General features: G+C 48.2%; 23 protein-coding genes and 1 riboswitch. All 23 genes read left to right on the top strand.

Going from position 1 to position 22515, the window contains the following annotated elements; genetic code table 11:
* Nucleotides 1–164: 164 nt before the first annotated feature.
* Nucleotides 165–1364, top strand: coding sequence for an L-threonylcarbamoyladenylate synthase (locus tag AC6CIF_RS08655; RefSeq protein WP_498199209.1), 1200 nt, complete (start codon nt 165–167; stop codon nt 1362–1364).
* 176 nt (nt 1365–1540) lie between these two features.
* The gene (locus AC6CIF_RS08660) at nt 1541–2101 is read left to right on the top strand and encodes a manganese efflux pump MntP (protein ID WP_076209792.1); all 561 of its coding nucleotides are present in this window, start codon (nt 1541–1543) and stop codon (nt 2099–2101) included.
* A gap of 58 nt (nt 2102–2159) precedes the next feature.
* Nucleotides 2160–2732: a low molecular weight protein arginine phosphatase gene (locus AC6CIF_RS08665; RefSeq protein ID WP_036612575.1), complete on the top strand. Its 573-nt coding sequence runs from the start codon at nt 2160–2162 to the stop codon at nt 2730–2732.
* A 96-nt stretch (nt 2733–2828) separates the two neighbouring features.
* Nucleotides 2829–2910: riboswitch (ZMP/ZTP riboswitch) on the top strand.
* Nucleotides 2911–3051: 141 nt separating this feature from the next.
* On the top strand, nt 3052–3645 hold the full coding sequence (locus tag AC6CIF_RS08670; protein WP_498199083.1) for a TIGR01440 family protein: 594 nt from the start codon (nt 3052–3054) through the stop codon (nt 3643–3645).
* A gap of 232 nt (nt 3646–3877) precedes the next feature.
* Nucleotides 3878–5125: a serine hydroxymethyltransferase gene (gene glyA / locus AC6CIF_RS08675; protein WP_017691928.1), complete on the top strand. Its 1248-nt coding sequence runs from the start codon at nt 3878–3880 to the stop codon at nt 5123–5125.
* 429 nt (nt 5126–5554) lie between these two features.
* Nucleotides 5555–6184, top strand: a complete 630-nt coding sequence (upp, locus tag AC6CIF_RS08680) for a uracil phosphoribosyltransferase (RefSeq protein ID WP_017691929.1) — start codon at nt 5555–5557, stop codon at nt 6182–6184.
* Nucleotides 6185–6240: 56 nt separating this feature from the next.
* Entirely contained in the window at nt 6241–7398 is a 1158-nt protein-coding gene (gene wecB, locus AC6CIF_RS08685) for a non-hydrolyzing UDP-N-acetylglucosamine 2-epimerase (RefSeq protein WP_036667768.1), read from the top strand.
* A gap of 185 nt (nt 7399–7583) precedes the next feature.
* Nucleotides 7584–7838 (top strand): AtpZ/AtpI family protein, encoded by a 255-nt coding sequence (locus AC6CIF_RS08690; protein WP_024632723.1) that lies wholly within the window; start codon nt 7584–7586, stop codon nt 7836–7838.
* Entirely contained in the window at nt 7831–8208 is a 378-nt protein-coding gene (locus AC6CIF_RS08695) for an ATP synthase subunit I (protein ID WP_076209794.1), read from the top strand. The genes AC6CIF_RS08690 and AC6CIF_RS08695 overlap by 8 nt, the downstream gene beginning before the upstream one ends.
* Before the next feature lie 45 nt (nt 8209–8253).
* Nucleotides 8254–9072, top strand: coding sequence for a F0F1 ATP synthase subunit A (gene atpB, locus AC6CIF_RS08700; RefSeq protein WP_076209795.1), 819 nt, complete (start codon nt 8254–8256; stop codon nt 9070–9072).
* Between the two features lie 78 nt (nt 9073–9150).
* A complete protein-coding gene (gene atpE / locus AC6CIF_RS08705) occupies nt 9151–9375 on the top strand; it encodes a F0F1 ATP synthase subunit C (protein WP_017691934.1) in 225 nt (74 codons plus the stop codon).
* Nucleotides 9376–9488: 113 nt separating this feature from the next.
* Nucleotides 9489–9977 carry a F0F1 ATP synthase subunit B gene (gene atpF, locus AC6CIF_RS08710; protein ID WP_036612568.1) on the top strand — a complete coding sequence of 163 codons (489 nt, stop codon included), beginning with the start codon at nt 9489–9491 and terminating at the stop codon, nt 9975–9977.
* Complete coding sequence (locus tag AC6CIF_RS08715) at nt 9974–10522, top strand: F0F1 ATP synthase subunit delta (protein ID WP_036612565.1); 549 nt, start codon at nt 9974–9976, stop codon at nt 10520–10522. The genes atpF and AC6CIF_RS08715 overlap by 4 nt, the downstream gene beginning before the upstream one ends.
* Before the next feature lie 16 nt (nt 10523–10538).
* Entirely contained in the window at nt 10539–12053 is a 1515-nt protein-coding gene (gene atpA / locus AC6CIF_RS08720) for a F0F1 ATP synthase subunit alpha (protein WP_498199085.1), read from the top strand.
* A gap of 170 nt (nt 12054–12223) precedes the next feature.
* A complete protein-coding gene (gene atpG, locus AC6CIF_RS08725) occupies nt 12224–13096 on the top strand; it encodes an ATP synthase F1 subunit gamma (protein WP_036612560.1) in 873 nt (290 codons plus the stop codon).
* Nucleotides 13097–13191: 95 nt separating this feature from the next.
* The gene (atpD, locus tag AC6CIF_RS08730) at nt 13192–14595 is read left to right on the top strand and encodes a F0F1 ATP synthase subunit beta (RefSeq protein ID WP_047840699.1); all 1404 of its coding nucleotides are present in this window, start codon (nt 13192–13194) and stop codon (nt 14593–14595) included.
* 62 nt (nt 14596–14657) lie between these two features.
* Nucleotides 14658–15062, top strand: a complete 405-nt coding sequence (locus tag AC6CIF_RS08735; protein ID WP_091036299.1) for a F0F1 ATP synthase subunit epsilon — start codon at nt 14658–14660, stop codon at nt 15060–15062.
* A 607-nt stretch (nt 15063–15669) separates the two neighbouring features.
* On the top strand, nt 15670–15927 hold the full coding sequence (locus AC6CIF_RS08740) for a DUF1146 family protein (RefSeq protein WP_017691941.1): 258 nt from the start codon (nt 15670–15672) through the stop codon (nt 15925–15927).
* A gap of 522 nt (nt 15928–16449) precedes the next feature.
* The gene (gene murA / locus AC6CIF_RS08745; protein ID WP_083656970.1) at nt 16450–17796 is read left to right on the top strand and encodes a UDP-N-acetylglucosamine 1-carboxyvinyltransferase; all 1347 of its coding nucleotides are present in this window, start codon (nt 16450–16452) and stop codon (nt 17794–17796) included.
* Nucleotides 17797–18265: 469 nt separating this feature from the next.
* Nucleotides 18266–19606: a stage II sporulation protein D gene (gene spoIID, locus AC6CIF_RS08750; RefSeq protein ID WP_498199086.1), complete on the top strand. Its 1341-nt coding sequence runs from the start codon at nt 18266–18268 to the stop codon at nt 19604–19606.
* 475 nt (nt 19607–20081) lie between these two features.
* Nucleotides 20082–20822: a M23 family metallopeptidase gene (locus AC6CIF_RS08755; protein WP_036667765.1), complete on the top strand. Its 741-nt coding sequence runs from the start codon at nt 20082–20084 to the stop codon at nt 20820–20822.
* Nucleotides 20823–20992: 170 nt separating this feature from the next.
* On the top strand, nt 20993–21280 hold the full coding sequence (spoIIID, locus tag AC6CIF_RS08760) for a sporulation transcriptional regulator SpoIIID (RefSeq protein WP_024632710.1): 288 nt from the start codon (nt 20993–20995) through the stop codon (nt 21278–21280).
* 219 nt (nt 21281–21499) lie between these two features.
* Entirely contained in the window at nt 21500–22498 is a 999-nt protein-coding gene (locus AC6CIF_RS08765) for a rod shape-determining protein (RefSeq protein ID WP_076209800.1), read from the top strand.
* Nucleotides 22499–22515 lie beyond the last annotated feature (17 nt).

The raw sequence follows: 22515 nt of genomic DNA on the forward strand, positions 1-22515 counted from the left end.
TATGAATTAGTGGGGAATTTCCGGGGGCAGTTTGAAGGGCATCCGAGTTGGGACAGGTATGTTATAATTAGTTATATTGAATATGGATATGAACTAACCTACTTGAAGTTTAGGAATGATGATATATGAGCAGAGAAAACGAATCAGTTCAACACACCTCTGAGATGAGGGATGGTAGAGAAAACCGTGATATGAAAGCTTCGGGAAAACTGGTCACCGAGATGTGGGATGTACGCGTCTTGGTGAGCGCTGAGAACGATCACGGATTGGGTAATATTGAAATGTTGGATGTGAAAAAGGGGAGCGCCGATCAACAGGCGCTCGCCGACTTGCAGGCTGCCGCAGCCTGCATTCGTCAAGGTCAGACGGTGGCCTTTCCGACCGAGACGGTCTATGGCTTGGGTGCGGATGCGCGTAGCACAGCAGCCGTGGAGGCCGTATTTATCGCCAAAGGCCGACCTTCCGACAATCCACTGATTGTGCATATCGCGCACCGTGACCAGTTGGATACTCTGGTTACGGAAGTGAACGAAACAGCGGAAGCGCTGATGGCGGCCTTCTGGCCGGGACCACTGACGCTGGTGCTCCCGGTTAGGCCGGGGGCGGTGTCCCCGCGTGTCACCGCCGGACTGGACACGGTGGCCGTGCGCATGCCGGACCACCCGGTGGCCTTGCAGTTAATCGCGGCGGCGGCATGCCCTGTGGCTGCACCAAGCGCCAACCGCTCCGGGCGGCCAAGCCCGACACTCGCGTCTCATGTGCGCGAGGATCTGGATGGCCGCATCGGCGGCATTGTGGACGGCGGCCCCACCGGGGTGGGCGTCGAGTCCACGGTTGTGCAGGTCGGTGACGACGGTACCGTCACCATCCTGCGCCCTGGCGGCATTACGGCGGAACAACTGTCCGCCGTTGCCGCCCGTGTCGCCACGGACCCCGCGCTACTCGCGGAGGGGGCCGATGGCGTGGGCAGCCCGGCGCCGCGCTCGCCGGGCATGAAGTACACGCACTACGCACCCGCAGGGGCGCTGTGCGTGGTGGAGGGGCCGCCCGCAGCGGTGGCGACCTGGATTAGCGCCGCCCTCGCAGAGGCGGCGCAGCGCGGAGAGCGCACCGCTGTGCTGGCGTTCGCCGAGCACGCGGAGCAGTACCGCGCCGATGCCGTTTTCTCGCTGGGTGACGCCAGCGAGCTGGAAGAAGCAGCGCGCCGGCTATACGCCGCGCTGCGCAGCTGCGATGAGCAAGGCGCCACATATATTGTGGCTGAAGCCTGCTCACGCGAAGGGCTGGGAGCAGCCGTCATGAATCGGCTGCTCAAGGCTGCGGGGAACCAACTCATACAAGTTGGCAACCAGCAACCCTCATAACCTCTCCTGATCATACAGTCAGGAGAGCTAATTACTCTTTTTCCAAAACAAAATCAAGATTCTATAAAGCCAGCATTTGACCACAGATCCGTCGCCGTTTGCCTTTCATCGGTCATGTTTAGGTCCTTGTCCGCATATCGTGTACAAGAACCTTTACGTGACTTGGGGGTATGGGGATGTGGGATGTGTCTGCCCATGTGGGGCAGTTGGTAACCATTTTGATCATGGCTATTGCGCTTGGCCTCGATGCGTTCTCACTCGGGATCGGAATTGGCATGAAGGGCATTCGGCTGCGGGATGTATTGCGAATCAGTATTGTAACGGCTCTATTTCATATCATCATGCCGCTCATCGGCATGTATATGGGCAAATACGTCAGCTCCCTGCTCGGTGACATTACGACGTATGCGGCAGGTGGATTGCTTGTTTTGCTGGGTGCTCATATGATTCTGAATGCATTTCGTGAAGGCGATACCAAGCTGGTGGACCACCGTTCCCTGCTCGGCGTTGTGTTGTTCTCCCTCAGCGTAAGTGTGGATTCGTTCTCCGTTGGCGTTTCCTTAGGGATGTTTAGCAGTGATCTGATCTTGACCGTACTTGCTTTCGGTGTGTGTGGCGGGGTGATGTCGGTTATGGGGCTGTTATTAGGCCGTCGGGTGAGTCAGAATCTCGGGGATTACGGCGAAGCTATTGGTGGCGCAATCTTGCTTGCGTTTGGACTTTTGTTTATATTTTAAAATAAAACTTGAGATATCATATCATTCGCATCATATGTAAAATGGGGAGGCTAACACAATGAAACATATTTTATTCGTATGTACAGGAAATACGTGCCGCAGCCCCATGGCAGAGGGGCTTTTGCGAAAACTGGCATCGGAGCGCGGCATTCAGGTAGAGGTTCGCTCCGCAGGTGTGGCAGCAACGTCGGGTATGCCGATCTCCCGTCATGCGGAAGCAGTTTTGAGAGATCATAACGTTGAAGGTCCACCTCATTCCACACAGCTTAGCTCTAACCTGGTAGGTTGGGCCGATCTGGTTCTTACATTAACACGGAGTCATAAGCAGCATGTCATGCAGGTTTTTCCCGATTCAGTCCACAAAACCTATACATTGAAAGAATATGTGGAGGATGATGAACAGGTATTAAGTGATGTTCAGGAGTTGGACAGCCTGTTTGCAACGCTTGAGATGAAACGTGCCCTTGGGCAAGAGATCCTGGCATCGGAGCGTGAGCGAGCCATTGAGATTAGACAACGAATTCCAAGTTTCGACATCTCCGATCCGTTTGGGGGAAGTCGTGATGATTATAATATAGCTGCAGCTGAGATTCGGACGGCATTGGACCGGCTTTTGGATAAGCTGGGATAATTCTGATCCTGCGAGGCAGGTTATAGAAATAGGACACGTGATGTAAATTAACCGTTGATTTTAGGCGCGGGTTGTTTTATGATGAAGGGGAAAACAGGGATCCGGTGTAACTGGCGACGAAGTGGGCATAACCACGATGGAGCACCGGAACAAACGGCCGGTCGCCTGGGCAAAAGAGCAATTCTGCGTTACCCGCAGACTGCTCTTTTTTTCGTCTTTCATCTGATTATTCGCTATAATAGTACCTGAGATGCCGTGCAAGAATACGAAGGACAGCCAAGAGAAAGCAGGCATGATTTTATCGGGAGGCGATAATAGGATGACTATAGAGTTAGATTCGGAACAACCCGGATTGCAGGAACAGACCGCGTCTATTCTGCATGAACTGGCGCTTGCCGGACAGCTTGGGCCTGGACAGATCGTTGTGATCGGTACAAGCACAAGTGAAGTCGCAGGCGCTCGGATTGGTACGAGTGGTGCCATTGAATTGGCGCAACAGCTTCTTGCGGGTATACGCGAGGTGCAGGAAGAGTTCGGTTTTGACACGGTATTCCAATGTTGTGAGCATCTGAACCGTGCGCTGGTAATGGAACGTTCTGTGCTTACTCGACTTGGATTGACCGAGGTTGGTGCAGTACCCGTGCCCAAGGCCGGAGGTTCCATGGCATCCGCAGCATATCGTTCGCTGACCGATCCATGCCTGGCTGAACATGTGCAGGCCCATGCGGGACTGGACATTGGGGAGACGATGATTGGGATGCATCTCCGGCATGTAGCCGTACCCTATCGTACAGTGCTCCGCTATGTTGGAGATGCTCGTGTAACCACAGCGTTGACCCGTCCGAAGTTGATTGGCGGCGAACGCGCGGTGTATCGTAAGGAAGAACAACCAGATTCGACATTTTGTGACTGATATCTTCAACCAATATAAAGCTAAATTAGACTTTACACGAAAACGGAGAGTGCAACACCAATCTGAAGAAGCGAAGCGTTCGCCTTTATCCCCGGATTTTCCCCTTATTATAAGGGAGTTCAGAAAATCCGGGGATAACAGCGATCGGAAGATGGTGATGCAATCGAAGTCAGGAGTGTAACCACTGTAGTTTCGCTTTATAACTTCACTTATACCTGGGAGGAATTTAATCATGGAACAATTGCGCAAGAATGACCCGGCAGTACTGGAAGCGATGAATCTTGAACTGAAACGTCAACAGAACAACATCGAACTGATTGCATCCGAGAACATCGTAAGTGAAGCAGTAATCGAAGCAATGGGATCTGTTCTGACCAACAAGTATGCTGAAGGATATCCAGGCAAACGTTACTATGGCGGTTGTGAGCATGTGGACATCGTTGAAGACATCGCGCGTGATCGTGCAAAAGAATTGTTCGGAGCAGAACACGTGAATGTTCAACCTCACTCCGGTGCACAAGCGAACATGGCAGTATATCTTGCAGCGTTGAAACCTGGTGATACTGTACTTGGTATGAACCTTGCCCATGGTGGACACCTCACACACGGTAGCCCGGTTAACGCATCTGGTTTGCTGTACAACTTTGTAGCATACGGCGTACAGGAAGATACATTCCTGATTGATTATGATGAAGTACGCAAAGCGGCTTTCAAACACCGTCCTCGTCTGATCGTTGCAGGTGCAAGTGCATATCCGCGTACCATTGATTTTGAAAAGCTGGCTTCCATCGCCAATGATGTAGGCGCTTTGTTCATGGTGGACATGGCTCACATCGCAGGACTGGTTGCTGCTGGTTTGCATCCAAACCCGGTTCCACATGCGCATTTCGTAACAACAACTACACACAAAACGCTGCGTGGACCTCGTGGTGGTATGATTCTGTGCCGCAAAGCATGGGCAGCAGCGATTGATAAAGCGGTATTCCCAGGTTCCCAAGGTGGACCTCTGATGCACGTGATTGCTTCCAAAGCGGTAGCATTCGGTGAAGCTTTGCAACCTTCGTTCAAAACATATGCACAGAATGTCGTGAAAAACGCACAGGTTCTGGCTGAAACACTGATCGCTGAAGGATTGAACATCGTATCCGGTGGTACAGATAACCACTTGATGCTGATCGACACACGCAGTGTGAACATCACAGGTAAGGAAGCAGAGCATGTGCTTGATTCCATCGGCATTACCGTGAACAAAAATGCAATTCCATTCGACCCTACAAGCCCGTTTGTAACGAGTGGTATTCGAATTGGTACACCTGCTGCAACTTCCCGTGGCATGAACGAAGAAGCTATGGTAGCGATCGGTAAGATCATTGCCAAAACGCTGAAAAATCCAAAAGATACAGCGAAGCTGGATGAAGCCCGTGCAGAAGTGACTGCACTGACAGACCAATTCCCGCTCTATACCGATCTTAAATACTAAAAAACTTTGCTAATGGTGTTTGTATTTGAGATGTTCTTAAAATGGGATACAAAAAAACGAAGCAGACAGAATGAGACCGCAGAAGCGAAGCGTTCGCCTTTATCCCCGGATTTTTCCCTTGTTAAAAGGAGAATAAAAAAAATCTGGGGATAACAGCGATCGAAGGATCATTCTGTAGGCGGAGTGCCCTTGTATTCATCATTTTCATTTTCTTAACGACATAACAGCAGGAGCAAAACAGGACCGGATGGATCATTTTCCGGTCCTGTTTTTTATAGGATTCGGTAATCTGTAATGATTGGGTGCCCTTTGATGGTGTAATTCGTTGTTGGTGATGATATAATATACAGGATTTATCGAGCCCATGAATGGCGGCTAGGTATATTTGGAAATGCTGAACATGAAGAACTTACCGGAGGGACAAATTAGATGGGAAAATTAGTAATATGTGATCACCCTTTGATTCAACACAAACTGACGTTTATACGCGACATGCGTACGAATACGAAAGATTTTCGTGAATTGGTGGATGAAGTAGCAACGTTGATGGCTTATGAGATTACAAGAGATGTTGAACTGGAAACGATTGATGTACAGACACCTGTAGCTGCAACACAAGGTAAAGTCATCTCTGGACGTATGCTCGGCCTGGTGCCGATTCTGCGCGCAGGACTCGGAATGCTGGATGGCGTTGTGAAATTGTTGCCAGCGGCAAAAGTTGGACATGTTGGTCTGTTCCGTGACCCGGAAACACTGCAACCGGTAGAATACTACACCAAACTGCCTACAGACGTAACAGAGCGTCAATTGATTGTAATTGATCCGATGCTGGCAACGGGTGGTTCGGCAATTGCAGCTATTGACGTGCTCAAAAAACGTGGCTGTACCCAAATCAAGATGATGAACCTGGTTGCGGCACCGGAAGGCGTAAAAGCTGTGCAAGATGCACATCCCGATGTGGACATCTATGTAGCAGCATTGGACGACCGTCTGGATGATCATGGTTATATCGTTCCAGGGCTTGGAGATGCAGGAGACCGTCTATACGGCACTAAATAAGCATATTGCATGCTTTGTAAGAGGTTCGGAACTTATAGAAAAGGGGCTTTGCTCGAATGTCCAACAAAATTAAAGTCATGACGATCTTTGGGGTGCGTCCGGAAGCCATCAAGATGGCTCCGCTTATTTTGGAATTGCAGAAACACCCTGAGTCTATTGAATCTATTGTTTGCGTAACTGCGCAGCATCGCCAGATGTTGGATCAGGTACTTGAAGTTTTCGACATTCATCCCGATTATGATCTGGATGTGATGAAGGACCGTCAGACATTGAATGAAATCACAATTCGTGTGCTTGGCGGTCTGGAACCGGTGTTAGCCGAAGCGAAGCCGGATATTGTACTGGTTCACGGGGACACATTAACTACCTTTGTAGCGAGCTACGCAGCATTCTTGCAACAGATTCAGGTAGGACATGTGGAAGCTGGGCTGCGGACGTGGAACAAGCTGTCTCCATATCCGGAAGAGATGAACCGTCAGCTGACGGGAGTACTGGCGGATCTACACTTTGCGCCTACGGATTGGTCTTCTTCCAATCTTGCCAAAGAAAATAAATCAGAGTCTAGTACGTACGTCACAGGCAACACGGTAACAGATGTGTTTCAATATACTGTACGGGAGGACTACACACACCCGGTACTTGATTGGGCCCAAGGCAAACGCCTTGTGCTGATGACAGCTCATCGCCGTGAATCTCAAGGCGAGCCTCACCGCAACATTTTCCAGGCCGTCAAACGGATTGCCGACGAATTTGAAGATATTGCCATCGTGTACCCGGTGCATCCAAGTCCTGCTGTGAAGGAGCCGGCTCACGCGATTTTGGGGAATCATCCCCGTATTCAATTAATTGATCCACTAGACGTGGTGGATTTGCATAACTTTTACCCGCACACTCACTTGATTTTGACCGATTCAGGCGGTTTGCAGGAAGAAGCGCCTTCGTTTGGTGTGCCTGTGCTCGTATTGCGCGATACAACAGAACGCCCGGAAGGTATTGAAGCCGGAACGCTGGAATTGGTAGGTACCGAAGAGGAACGTGTGTATGAACGGACCAAAGCTCTGCTTACAGACAAAACCCTGTATGCAAGCATGAGCCAGGCTGCCAATCCATACGGTGATGGACATGCTTCGGAAAGAATTGTCAATGCGATTTTGCATCATTTCGGTGTAAATAGTGAGCGTCCGGAATCATTTCACAGAAAATTCAAAAAATAATACATTTTTTCTGACGGATTTATAAAGGGCAAGCATACAGTTAAACTGTACGGTTTACGCGGGTTTATGGGCTTTGAGGGTCTGTATTCCCGTCGTTTCCCCCTTTAAAACGCTAAAATCATTCAATTGACAAAGGCTCTCATCATTCAGTAAAATTAACTGGGATTGCAAGGGTGGCGTGGAAAATGGCCGATTCGAACAAACCAAATTCATCCCGTAACCATGACGATAATGTATGGAAAGCGATGGGGCTCGTGACAGCTTTTGGGATCGAGATTGCCATTCTCGCTGTTGCCGGATATTACGCTGGCTCCTGGTTGGACAAGACCATCGGAGGTAACGGAATATGGATCGCCGTAAGCGTTCTCTTTTTTCTTGCGGCAGGCGGTGTAAGCATCTACTTTATCGCGAAAAAATTCATGGGGGAAAGTGATGAGTGAACTAACCAGATACCGCAGATCGATGACTGTTTTCGTCATGTACTTTCTTATGATTTGTTTTCTCGCAGCGGCCTTTATGCCACGTGTGGAGACAATTGCTTTGGGACTGGCCCTGGGTACAGGAGTTAGCTGGATCAATGCATTTTACCTGGGCTACAAAGTAAGGAAAATGTCTGATGATGCGGCAGAAGGTAACTTGAAGCGTGTCAACTTGGGATTTTTGACAAGAGCGGCACTCGCTGTGCTCGGTATATTCATATCGATGCGCTTTCCGCAGTACTTCAATACATATGCGGTTGCAGGCGGTCTCGTCATTGCACAATATTCCTTACTGATTATAGGGATTGTCCATTCCCGCAGAGCAGAATGATGTTAAGGGCTGCAGCTTTCAAGTCGAGAAAGGGGTGAGAAAAATATGCATGAAGCTCCAATTATTATGCTTGGCGGATTTCGACTGGATCTATCGGTACTGTTGATGCTGGTGGTAACAGGTGCACTTGTTTTTATTTTTGCTGTACTGGCAACACGGAGATTATCCGTTGAAAATCCCGGCAAGCTGCAAAATTTTATGGAGTGGGCAGTAGAATTCGTCCGCAATCTGATTTCCAGTACAATGGATATGAAGAAAGGTAAACATTTTATCTCTCTCGCTCTTTCCATGATTATGTTCATTTTTGTAGGAAACATGCTCGGACTTCCATTCCAAGCGGTAACTGCAGTGGACAGCGCAGAACATGCGCAAGTATTCGGTAAGCCGATTGTTACAGCGGTGGAGGCGTTTGAAAAAGCGCATGCCAAGGACCCAGAGGCACACCCACACGTTGAACTGGCCTGGTGGAAATCACCAACAGCCGACTTGTCTGTAACGATGGGACTCGCTCTCGTAGCGTTCCTTGTATCTCATGGACTTGGATTGTTCCGTAACACCAAAGGGTATCTCCAGCATTACTTCAAGCCATTCGCCTTGTTCTTGCCAATCAACTTGATTGAGACGGCATCCAAGCTGTTGACACACGGTATGCGTCTATTCGCGAATATCTTCGCGGGTGAGGTACTGATCGCAACGATCCTGAAACTGACCACATTCAAAGTGTTTGGTGCTATTGCAGCGATTCCGCTACTTATGGTGTGGCAAGGTTTTAGTATCTTTATCGGCGCGATCCAGGCATTTGTGTTTGTTATCTTGATGATGGTGTACATTTCACAGAGCATCGAGACACACGACGAGCATTAAGTTTCAAGCCCTACGAAGATTTCTTCACCAGGCTGAACAATAAAAAATTCGATTTATCATTTTAAGGAGGATATACAAATGGGAGCAATGGCATTAATCGCAGCAGCAATTGTTGCAGGACTGGGCGCGTTTGGCGCAGGTATTGGTAACGGTATGGTAATCAGCAAAACGGTGGAAGGTATTGCCCGTCAACCGGAAGCAAAATCCACTCTTCAAACAACAATGTTTATCGGTGTAGGTTTGATCGAGGTATTGCCGATCATCGGTGTGGTACTCGCGTTCATGTTCTACGGTATGGCTTAATTAAATTTTAAAGGTTTGGCGGGGAAGGCCATAGCCATCCGCGCCTTCTTTTTAGGTAATGTCCGTTCTAACGGATGACGTTTCAAGGATACCTCCAGGAAGGAGTGAACAGATTGAGTTTCATATGGGAAAATACGCTTCTTGCGATTGTTGCATTTGCAATTTTATATTGGCTGCTTAGCCGTTATGCCTTCGGGCCTTTGTTCTCCATTATGGAAAAACGTCGTGAACTCGTGATGACGCAGATGAATGAGGCTGCACAGACACGGGAACAGGCCATTGCCTATGTGGAGGAACAAAAACAAGCTCTTGAGCAAGCACGTCAAGATGCTTACGACATCATTGAACAGTCCAAACAAACAGGTGGTAAACAAGCTGAATCGATTTTGGCTGATGCAAAAGCTGAAGCAAATCGTCTGAAAGACGATGCAGTACGCGAAATCGAGAGCGAGAAGAACAAAGCAGTCGCAGCACTTCGCAGCGAACTGGGTACAGCTTCCGTTCAGATTGCATCCAAGTTGATCAAAAAAGAAGTTGAGAACGGTCCTGCACAAGAAGAGCTTGTGAACCAATACCTCAATGAGGTAGGAGGCCGACAATGAGCCGCGATACGATAGTTGCCAAGCGTTATGCGAAAGCATTGTTCGAAGTTGCTCTTCAGCAACAGCAGGTGCTTGAGGTTGAACAGGAACTGGTTGCAGTAGTCAGTGCATTGACCGGAGATGCAGATATCGAGAAATTTATCGTATCCCCTAACATTTCTGATGAAGCGAAGCAGAACGTAATTCACTCAAGTCTTGATGGCAAGGTATCCGATTCAGTCCTTCGTACAGTCTTGTTGCTGATTGAGCGCGGACGCGTTGAATTGCTGGGAGACTTGCTGAATGATTATCGGAAGATCCAAGGTGAGTCGCTGGGCATCGCTGATGCGCGTGTCTACTCGACTTATGCGTTGAATGATGAAGAAAAAGAAGCGGTAGCCCGTGAATTCGGTGGCCGTGTGAATAAAAAGATTCGTATCGAGAACATTGTTGATCCGACTCTGCTGGGCGGATTGAAAGTCGCCATTGGCGATACGATCTATGACGGCAGCTTGGCTGGCAAGCTCGAACGTCTTGAGCAGTCTTTTAACAGACGAGTACAGTAGATTGGGGTGAGGACACTTGAGTATCAAACCAGAAGAAATCAGTACATTAATTAAGAGCCAAATCGAACAATACAAGACCGATATCGATGTAGTCGAAGTCGGAACGGTAATCGAGGTTGGTGATGGTATTGCTCGTGTTTACGGACTTGAGAACGTCATGTCCAACGAGTTGGTTGAATTCCCAAGCGGTGTTATGGGACTCGCCATGAACGTCGAAGAAAGCAATGTCGGTGTCGTTATCCTGGGACCTTACTACGATATTCGTGAAGGTGACCAAGTGAAACGTACGGGTCAAATCATGCAAGTGCCTGTAGGCGAAGCATTGATTGGACGCGTTGTGAACCCGCTCGGTATTCCTGTAGATGGCAAAGGGCCAATCGCTACAACGGAATTCCGTCCGGTTGAAGGTAAAGCACCAGGCGTAATGGATCGTAAATCGGTTCATGAGCCGATGCAAACAGGGATCAAAGCCATTGATGCAATGGTTCCAATCGGTCGCGGACAACGTGAGTTGATCATCGGTGACCGTCAAACAGGTAAAACATCCATCGCAATTGATGCGATCCTGAACCAAAAAGGCAGTGGCATGAAGTGTATCTACGTGGCTATTGGTCAGAAACAGTCTACGGTTGCTCAAGTTGTGGAAACTCTTCGTCGTAAAGGCGCAATGGAGTACACAATTGTTGTAACAGCAGCAGCTTCCGATCCATCACCACTCTTGTACATCGCACCGTATTCCGGTTGTTCGATGGGTGAGTACTTCATGTACAAAGGCGAGCACGTTCTGGTTATCTATGATGACTTGACCAAACAAGCCTCTGCATATCGTGAGCTTTCCTTGTTGCTTCGTCGTCCACCGGGCCGTGAGGCTTATCCGGGTGACGTCTTCTACCTGCACTCCCGTTTGCTGGAGCGCGCTGCGAAGCTGAATGATGAACTTGGTGGTGGTTCTTTAACCGCACTGCCGTTTATTGAAACACAAGCTTCCGACGTATCTGCATACATCCCAACGAACGTAATCTCCATCACGGACGGACAAATCTTCTTGGAAGCTGACTTGTTCAATGCTGGACAACGCCCGGCGATCAACGTAGGTATTTCCGTATCCCGTGTCGGTGGTTCTGCTCAGATCAAAGCGATGAAAAAGGTTGCAGGTTCCCTGCGTCTCGACCTCGCTCAATATCGTGAGCTTCAAGCGTTCTCCCAGTTCGGTTCCGATCTGGATAAAGCGACTCAGGCCCGCCTGAATCGTGGTGCACGTATGATGGAAATCCTGAAGCAAGGTGTTAACCAGCCTCTGCCTGTAGAACAACAGGTTGTCAGCTTGTACACCGCGGTTAAAGGATTCCTGGATGAGATCCCAACAGGTGATGTTACTCGTTTCGAACGTGAGTTCCTCGCGTTCATGGAGAGCACCCATCCGGAGATTCTTGCATCCATCCGTGATACTAAAGAATTGACTGCAGACAACGAAAATGCACTGAAAGGTGCAATTGAGAAGTTCAGAAAGAGCTTTGCTGTCTCTGTCTAAATAAATGATTGCAGGTGCGGAGTTGTCTAACCGATTCCGCATGTCTGCATGTAATACTTTGACTCTGTCAAAAAAGATGATGCTTACGATGTAGTTTTGACTTTGTCAAAACTAGTGGTGATGCTTACGAAGTAACTTTGACCCCGTCAAAGTTTTGAGGTGGTGAAATCATGGCAAAAGGCATGCGCGAAATCAAGCGGCAAATTAAAAGCGTACAAAGCACCAAGCAGATCACCAAAGCAATGGAGATGGTAGCTGCTGCAAAACTGCGTAAAGCGCAGGAAAAAGCGGAAGCAGCCCGTCCTTATTCGGAGAAACTGAAAGAAGTTGTAGCTAGTATTGCATCAAGCACGCAAGGCATACAGCACCCGATGCTGGAGAGCCGTCCGGTCAAAAAGACAGCTTACCTGATCATTACATCGGACCGTGGTCTTGCAGGTGGATACAATGCAAACGTTTTGCGTCAGGTTAATCAGACGCTCAAAGAGCGCCACAACTCCCAGGATGACTACGAATTGTTCGTCATTGGACGTAAAGGACGCGATTACTTCAGACGTCGTGAAATTGCGATGGCATCCACAACAACGGATCTGTCGGATTCGCCTTCATTTGCAGACATCAAATCCATCGCACACGAAGCTGTTCATGGGTTTGAACTGGCTGAATTTGATGAATTGTACATTTGTTATAACCGCTTTGTGAATGCGTTGACCCAGATTCCTACGGTAGAAAAACTTCTTCCGATGGAAACACCTGAGGTAACTGCTGCGGAAGGACCAACGGCAAGCTACGAATACGAGCCGTCTGCTGAAGCTGTACTTGAGGTCTTGCTTCCGCGTTACGCGGAAACGCTGATCTATGGTGCACTTCTGAACGGTAAGGCAAGTGAGCTCGGCGCGAAAATGACGGCAATGGGTAATGCAACCAAAAATGCATCCAAACTCATTAACGACTTGTCATTGACATACAACCGTGCCCGTCAAGCGGCGATTACGCAGGAGATTACGGAAATTGTGGCAGGTGCCAACGCAGCACAAGGCTAACCGTTTTTTTATTAATGAAGGCTTGCAGAGCAAAGATAAACGAACGGTACATTATTTTTGCAAAAGTAGCAGGCTTGTAGGAGGGGAACGTTAAGATGAACAAAGGACGCGTTGTGAGCATCATGGGTCCGGTTGTTGACGTCGAGTTTGATCGCGGCGGTCTGCCGGAAATCCTCAATGCCATTACGATCACTACAGTAAGTGAGAGCGGCGTAAGTGTAAACCTTACACTCGAAGCTTCGAAACATCTGGGTGACAACCGAGTACGTTGTATTGCGATGTCCTCCACGGATGGACTTGTTCGTGGTATGGAAGCTTTAGATACAGGAGCACCAATCTCTGTACCTGTCGGAGAAGCAACACTGGGTCGTGTATTTAACGTACTCGGCGAAGCAATTGATACTGGCGGTGCCGTAGCTGCTGAGCACAAGAACCCGATTCACCGTTCAGCACCTGCATTTGATGAACTGACTACCCAAGCAGAGATGCTGGAGACAGGAATCAAAGTTATCGACTTGCTCGCTCCCTACGCTAAAGGTGGTAAAATCGGTCTCTTCGGTGGTGCCGGTGTAGGTAAGACGGTAACCATTCAAGAATTGATCAACAACATCGCACAAGAGCACGGCGGTATCTCCGTATTTGCGGGTGTTGGTGAGCGTACACGTGAAGGTAATGACTTGTATCACGAGATGAGTGATTCCGGCGTTATCAACAAAACAGCAATGGTCTTCGGACAAATGAACGAGCCTCCAGGCGCACGTCTTCGTGTAGCCCTCACAGGTCTGACGATGGCGGAATACTTCCGTGATGAAGAAGGCCGTGACGTGTTGCTCTTTATCGATAATATCTTCCGTTTCACTCAAGCGGGTTCAGAAGTATCTGCCTTGCTTGGACGTATGCCTTCCGCGGTAGGTTACCAACCTACGCTGGCAACAGAAATGGGTCAACTGCAAGAACGTATCACATCAACGAAAAAAGGTTCTGTAACATCCATCCAGGCCATCTACGTGCCTGCGGATGACTACACTGACCCGGCTCCTGCAACGACGTTTGCTCACTTGGATGCAACGACGAACTTGGAGCGTAAAATTTCCGAGATGGGTATCTACCCTGCGGTAGATCCACTGGCTTCCAGCTCCCGGATCTTGTCCCCTGAAGTTGTAGGTGAAGAACACTACAGCGTGGCTCAAGGCGTTAAACGTATCTTGGCACGTTACAATGAATTGCAAGATATCATTGCAATCCTGGGTATGGACGAGTTGAGTGAAGAAGATAGAGCGCTTGTATACCGTGCTCGTAAAATCCAACGTTTCTTGTCCCAGCCTTTCCACGTTGCTGAAGCATTTAACGGTATTCCGGGTAAATACGTTCCAGTTAAAGAAACGGTGCGCAGCTTTAAAGAGATTCTCGAAGGTAAGTATGATGATCTTCCGGAAGCAGCTTTCCTCTTTGTTGGTACAATTGAAGAGGCAGTGGAGAAAGCCAAAACACTGGTTTAGTCTGAATCCAGGATTGTCCTTATGAAGCGGGCTATCCTTCGGATATTTCAGGAGGGATGGAATTGAGCACCTTTTTGTTGGAAATCGTAACACCCGAGCGTTTGGTCTATTCAGAACAGGTGAATAGCATTACAGCTCGTGGTATTGAAGGGGAACTGGGCATTCTGCCAGGTCATATTCCTATGGTTACACCTTTGCAGATTGCACCAATCTATATCCATAACGGAAAAGAAAATAAACGAGTTGCTATCGGTGGCGGGTTTATCGAAGTTCGTAAAGATAAGGTTGTTGTACTCGCAGAGAGTGCTGAATTCCCGGAAAACATTGATGTGGATCGTGCGCGTGCGGCGAAAGAGCGGGCTGAACGTCGGCTTGCAAGCCAAAGCAATCAGGACCACTTTGATCACCGTCGTGCAGAGATTGCACTGCAAAAAGCGGTTAACCGGATTAATGTATTCGGCAAATAAACGATTCTTGGAAGCCTGGCGGCTTAGTCTGCCGGGCTTTTTTGAGTTTGTTTGATAGAATTGTTTTATCGAATATATCAAAATAGCTGACCACAAATCCATCCTGTTCCTTCAGTACACAGAAGTATTTTAAGCAAAATATTCACCGATTATGAGGATTTGAATAGAATGTAGGACTAAAGTAGTGGGCGCATTTACCACTAAGAGAACCATTTTTTTCATGAATGAATCTAAATTATTTCCGAGGAAATGACAGAATCGATATCGAAATAGCGCTCTTTTATGTCGTTTTGGTCACAAAATCCCGGCATTTTAAAATTAAAATATTTTAGAAGTGGAAATCAATGTAATTGACAATGTATGATGAAAGAGCCTATATTCCATAGAGTCAGCAGAAGCAGGAAGCTGCGTAGTAGATTCCATAGTCATGCACAGCCGCAAATGTTGCTGCTCGGTGATTGGGCATCAGGAGATTCCTGCCTGGCAGGAGTAAATCTGACAGTACGTTCAGTATGTTGTGCTGAAGACATTCCATTATACTAACAAGTTATGGGTGCCGGGCATATGATATGCTGATCGCTGCAACAAATGTGGAGGTAAAGAATATATGGATACTGATCTGACGAATCAGGTGAACCAGGCGTTAAGCACCAATGGCTTGGTCTCAATCATCGTCTCCCTGTTATGTATTGCGTTGTCTTGGTGGGCTTTGACAAATCTCAAACTGGATTTAATCATCAGGCAACCACGAGGTGCTCAGGGAAGACTGTTGCATTTGTTGCTCGCCATCATTTTGGGGCATGCCGTTGCTGGCTTTGTCATTGACTACTTGTCCTGGACTCAAATGTTGCGTAATTTGTTTTAATGTTGAGATGGTTGGTTAATCATCTGTTAGGTTCTTCAAGCTGCTCATTGTCGAATAACATCGATTAATTGTGTTAACAATTAGAGTATGATTTGTCGGTAAAGAAATTAAGAAAAAAATGTGACGTTAAATTGGATGAATTTGAGATGTTTTATGTAAAAATGCTTGTATCGTACAATTCAACAATGTTATGATGGAAGTTAGGGAATTCACAATTGTTCACTTATTTTGTAGTTATAAACGGGATATCCGGTTCATGCCGGCTAATAACCATCCCACTCTGTCTGTTCTGATGCTCTGCTGGCTTGTAAGACACTGATTTTTACATGCTGAATAGCAAGATGCACGGCACATGGTATCATTGATATGGATTATAAAAACCAATTCTTTTCTGAACAGACATCTGTGGCAATATGCCAGAATATGTCGAAATTCCACACACAGCAACAGTCCTTTCTAGCATAGTGGGGCTTACGTATTCCGGAATGAAGAAAAGGGAATAAAAGCGCGGAGGGAACCATGATGAGCAAATTTATCGTCCGCGGTGGCAAAAGGTTGACCGGAAGTGTCAAAGTTAGCGGCGCTAAAAATTCTGTTCTTCCGATCATCGCTGCCTCTCTCTTAGGGGAAGAAGGACAAAGCGTTATTATTGACGCGCCTCCTCTAGACGATGTGATGACGATTAACAAGGTGTTGGAATCGCTGGGAGCGGGAGTTACATACCGGGACGAAGTGATTACCGTAAATGCGGAGAAACTTACTTCCTGTGAAGCCCCGTATGAATGGGTAAGTAAAATGCGGGCGTCTTTCCTGGTCATGGGGCCTTTGTTGACTCGAATGGGTCATACAAGAATCTCACTTCCTGGTGGATGTGCCATCGGTACACGGCCTATTGATCAGCATTTGAAAGGTTTTGAAGCCATGGGCGCAGAGATAAGCTTGGGCCAAGGTTATATCGAAGCTCGTAGCCAAGGACGGTTGCGTGGCGCGAAAATTTATCTGGATGTGGCTTCCGTAGGTGCCACTCAAAATATTATGATGGCTGCAACATTGGCCGAAGGTGTAACTGTTCTGGAGAACGCGGCGAAAGAACCTGAGATTGTGGATCTTGCCAACTTCCTGAATGGAATGGGTGCCATCGTACGTGGCGCTGGTACTGGAGTCATCCGCATTGAAGGTGTGGAGAAACTGAAAGGCGTTACACACACCGTTATTCCGGATCGGGTAGAAGCTGGTACGTATATGGCTGCTGCTGCAATTTCTGGTGGTGACGTGTACATTGAAGGTGCAATCTCTGATCATTTAGGCTCCGTTATCGCGAAGCTTGAAGAGATGGGTGTAACAATCCAACCGGATGAGAATGGCGTGCGTGTAATCGCAGATCGCCCTCTTAAGGCTGTGGATGTGAAAACATTACCATACCCAGGATTCCCGACCGATATGCAATCCCAGATGATGGCACTTTTGCTTGCATCTGAAGGAACAAGTGTCGTGACAGAGACTGTTTTTGAAAACCGATTCATGCATGTGGATGAGTTCCAATTGATGAATGCGGAGATCAAAGTTGAAGGACGTTCGTCCATCATCACAGGTAATGCCAAACTGAAGGGTGCCAAAGTAACGGCTACCGATCTGCGTGCGGGTGCCGCACTCATTATTGCAGGTCTTGTTGCTGAAGGTACAACGGAAGTGGGCGGTGTTCATCACATCGACCGTGGCTATGTACATCTCGCTGAGAAGCTTAACGGACTTGGCGCTGACATCTATCGGATCTCGGTTGATGAGCCTAAGCTGGAAGCAACCAAAGCACCTAGTGAAAAAGTGGAGAAAGAAGTACCTATGTTTAAGGTGCAACCAACTTTGGCTTAACACTGGATTGAATAGAAAAAATATGGTCCCTCGATTATGAGTCACACGGTTGTGTGGATTATGAATGCGATGGAACGTATATTGTAAAAAATGATAAAGCTAAGCCATCTGGCTTGGCTTTTTTTGTGTTTACTTTTAGGAAGATGACGAGATATTTGATACCTGATTCTATTAATAGCTGGTCCTAACTTGTATAGCATAACATCGTATTCTGTATCGATTCTGAACCAAATGAAAGAGCGTACTTTATATAGGGTGTCGACTGCAGTTAATTACCGGTATTCAGCGACAGATCAACGTTTCTAAGATGTACATAGCAAAAGAAAACAGGAGATTGAACTGAACGAAAAGGGCCTCGTTTCTCTTAAATCAGGTTCTATCAGATCAAGCCAGCTCATAACCTAAACTATGGATTTGAACAACACGACCGGCACATGACCGGCCATAGATAACGGAGGGTTATATTCAAATGAAAGAAGCTCGTGTACAGGTAAAGGTACCCCTTGTCCCTCGTCCAGGTATGCAAGAGCCGGAGGGAAATACCGTTTCTGGAGTGGAAAAAGACAAGCCTGCACCATTGAACCTGAGGACTGTTCCATCACAGCCTGCAAGTTTCTCCAATCCAGGACGGGTTTCGACAGATGAGTTGAACCGAAAGACAACCGAGCACATTCATATACCTGTTATTGAGCTGGACCAATTCCGCCGAGTGAAGCGTCGCCGAATGCGGACATTTGGACGAAAACCCCGATGGGGACGCAATACGAAGCGATGGCAACCTGCCGCCGCTGTATCTGCCTTATTGGCAATGGCGTTGCTGATTCCGGTAATTCTGGTATGGCCGCGGACAAGCGAAGCACCAAAGCCGCTCCCTGCTCCAACAGATTCAAGCAGTACAAGAACCCCAGCTCCTGCGCCAGCCGTTCCTATTACGTACCCTGAACCTAAAGTACGCGTATACCTGTCTGCAACGGGCACAACGATGAATCTGCCACTGGAAGACTATGTTACCGGGGTTGTGGCAGCTGAGATGCCGGCGGAATTCAGACTGGAGGCGTTAAAGGCGCAGGCAATAGCAGCTCGTACATTTATCGTACGTAGGTTAGCTGCGAGTGATACAAGCGGTGTTCCGTCGGGTGCGGCGGATGTGACGGATACAGTCAGCCATCAGGTGTTTATTCCGCCAGATCAGGTGAAAGCGGATTGGACGCGTCTAGGGAAGGCGAAGGAATGGGAGAAGCTGCAACAGGCTGTACGCGAAAGTCGAGATACGGTGATGACATATCAGGGCAAGGCGATCACCGCATCCTTTTTTTCCACAAGTAATGGGTATACCGAGAATGCGGAGGATGTATGGGGGAACGCTGTGCCGTATCTGCAAAGTGTAGACAGTCCGTGGGACAAAAAACTGGCACCAGGATTCAAGCAGACCGTTACCTTGAAGCGTAATGAGATTCTGCAGAAGTTAAACTTGGATGCCATTCCGGTTACCGCTCAGAAGGGTGGATCGTGGATGGAAGTATTGTCTACAACTAAAGGGCATCGGATTAAGGAAATGCAGATTGCAGGTGAGACATTCAGCGGACCCGAAGTTCGCAAACTGCTTGGACTAAGATCCAGCCAGTTCAGTTGGAAGACCACAGGTGACGAAATCCAGATTACAACGTACGGGTACGGTCATGGGGTTGGCATGAGCCAATGGGGAGCAAACGGCATGGCGCAGGAGGGACACACGGCCACCCAGATTCTCAAACACTACTATACCGGCATTTCATTCGGACAGGCATCCAAGATGCTTGCATCGAAGTAGGAGAGATGAACACGGATGGATAGATAGATGCTTTGACGCATGAGGACGTCAGGAAAGCCTTAGTTGGCCGGTATCCAGTCACATCCTATATCATTTCGCTCTCGCCGATAAATGGACTTCATAGAAGGACTGGCCTCTACACCAATCCAGACCAGTCTACCAACCACCCATTCCGGAGCTTTCGAGATTCGGCTATATATGCGGAGAGTGCTAGCGTATGGGGAGCGCAGGGGACAGAAAAGACCTGTAGAAGCGAAGCGTCCGCCTTTATCACCGGATTTCTCCATTGGGAGAAATAATCAGGAAATCCGGGGATAACAGCCGGTCGAAAGGTTTTCTGGCCCCGAAGCGGCGCACGCACTAACCACTCACCCTTCACATATATAGCACTCTCTGAAACCTCCGTGAAAATAATTAGAGTCGCGCGTGTATAAAAGAGTTGCACCCGGTAACACTTGTTACTGAGGTGATTAACATGAATGAACAAAACAAAAAAACAAACCAAGAAGAAACTCCTAAAACAACTCAAGGAGTACCGGCTAGCCAGCCCTCTTCATGGAAAAGAGCAATGTCCAAACGCTGGGTCTTCCCGGCAGCCTACATCGCAGCAGCAGGCATTATACTAACCTTAGTGTGGGTCTATCAGGGCACAGGCGACAAAACGCTAAACTCGGACCCTGCTAGCGGGGTAGTAGAAACAGGCGCATCGGCGGGTACAGAAGGAACAGCAGTAGGTGGAGAAGAAGAAAGTGTGGAAGTTGTTGCAAAGTCGGAGAATTTTGTATGGCCGGTAGCGGTACCGTCCGAAATTTCGGTAGTAAAACCTTTCTATGATAGCGAAGCTTCAACCGAGGAACATGAAGCGGCAATGGTGCAGTACAATGATACATTCATCCCGAACACGGGTGTTGATCTGGCACGTGGGGATAACAAAACGTTTGAAGTCAAAGCAGCACTCGCCGGTAAAGTTACCCGGGTTGAGCAAAATCCGCTCACAGGTCAGGTTGTGGAAATCACACACAGCGATAACCTGAAGACCGTATACCAAAGCCTGGCAGACGTCAAAGTGAAACAGGACGACGAAGTGAAACAGGGAGATGCGATTGCATCCGCTGGCGTCAATGAATTGGGTAAAACGCTTGGCAACCATCTTCACTTTGAAGTGTACGAAGACGGACAGCCGGTTAACCCGCAAGGATATCTTCCGGAAAAATAAATGAATTTTACCGCAGCAACATGATGGGCAGAGGGTTGAACCTCTGCTCTTTTTGTGCTTTTCAGAAAATAATGGGACCTTCGAAGCTTGTCACACCTCTAAACCGCGAATATATAGGCATGCTCCTCATATAATGTACCAAACTATCCACACAGTAGGGAGGCGGGAGCGTGCACGATTACATCAAGGAACGGACCATCAAAATTGGTCGCTGCATTGTTGAGACGAGGAATACGGTCCGTACCATTGCCAAGGAATTCGGCGTGTCAAAGAGTACTGTGCATAAGGATCTGACGGAGCGTCTGCCGGAAATCAACCCTGATCTTGCTGACCAGGTGAAACACATTTTGGAGTATCACAAGTCGATCCGCCATTTGCGGGGCGGTGAAGCGACCAAAATTAAATACAAAAAAACGAGTGGCAAGAAACGTGAGGTGTTGGCTTCCGCCAAATCGTAAGCATCTTCACAAAGACGTAGGCCAAAAAGCTCACACATGCATTGAATCCCTCCCCTGAAGTATGATATGTTAAAAGCTGGTACAGGATCGAATTATGACATCTTATCAGCCCGATTTTTACATATATATGTTGCACTTTGTCGAACGAGCGGTGACGTGATAAGGGACTCTTTTTCACAGGATACGCTGACCAAATAATATCACTTTGGGGGCTCTTTTATGTTTAGCAAGGATATCGGTATTGATCTTGGCACGGCCAACGTGCTTATTCACGTGAAAGGAAGTGGGGTTGTCCTCGATGAACCTTCCGTCGTGACCATTGAAAGAGATACGAAGCGTGTCCTTGCTGTTGGGGAAGAAGCGCGTCGTATGGTGGGGCGTACTCCAGGTAACATTGTTGCCATTAGACCGCTGCGTGACGGCGTTATTGCGGACTTCGAGATTACAGAAGCGATGCTCAGACATTTCATTAATCGTGTGGGTGCAAGAAGCTGGTACAGCCACCCTCGGATTTTGATCTGTGCACCAACGAACATTACTTCCGTGGAGCAGAAGGCCATCCGTGAGGCCGCAGAACGCAGCGGTGCCAAAGAAGTGTTTCTGGAAGAAGAGCCGAAAGCGGCAGCGATCGGTGCGGGAATGGATATTTTTCAGCCGAGCGGCAATATGGTCGTGGATATCGGCGGCGGTACGACTGACGTTGCAGTCCTTTCTATGGGCGACGTGGTCACCGCCTCTTCTATTAAAGTTGCAGGGGACAAGTTCGACGAAGCCATTATCAAGTTTATCAAAGCCAAGTACAAGCTCATGATTGGAGAACGGACCGCTGAAGATCTTAAAATTGCGATTGGTTCCGTGCACCCGGATGGAGGGCAAACGGAGATGGATATTCGCGGGCGCGATATGGTATCCGGTCTGCCAGTTACCGTAACGGTATCGGGAAAAGAAGTACAGGAAGCGCTGTGGGATTCCGTACAATCCATCATCGTGGCAGCCAAATCGGTATTGGAACGTACACCGCCTGAATTGTCAGCGGACATCATCGACCGTGGTGTTGTATTGACTGGCGGAGGTGCATTGCTGAACGGACTGGACGAGCTTTTGTCCAATGAATTGCATGTACCGGTATGGGTTGCGGAAGATCCAATGCACTGTGTCGTGAAGGGGACAGGCATAATGCTTAATAATTTGGATCAGGTGGTTAAGAAAAAGTTCTAATCTGCCGATATAAATAG

The sequence above is a fragment of the Paenibacillus sp. GQ49 genome (genome assembly GCF_059759055.1).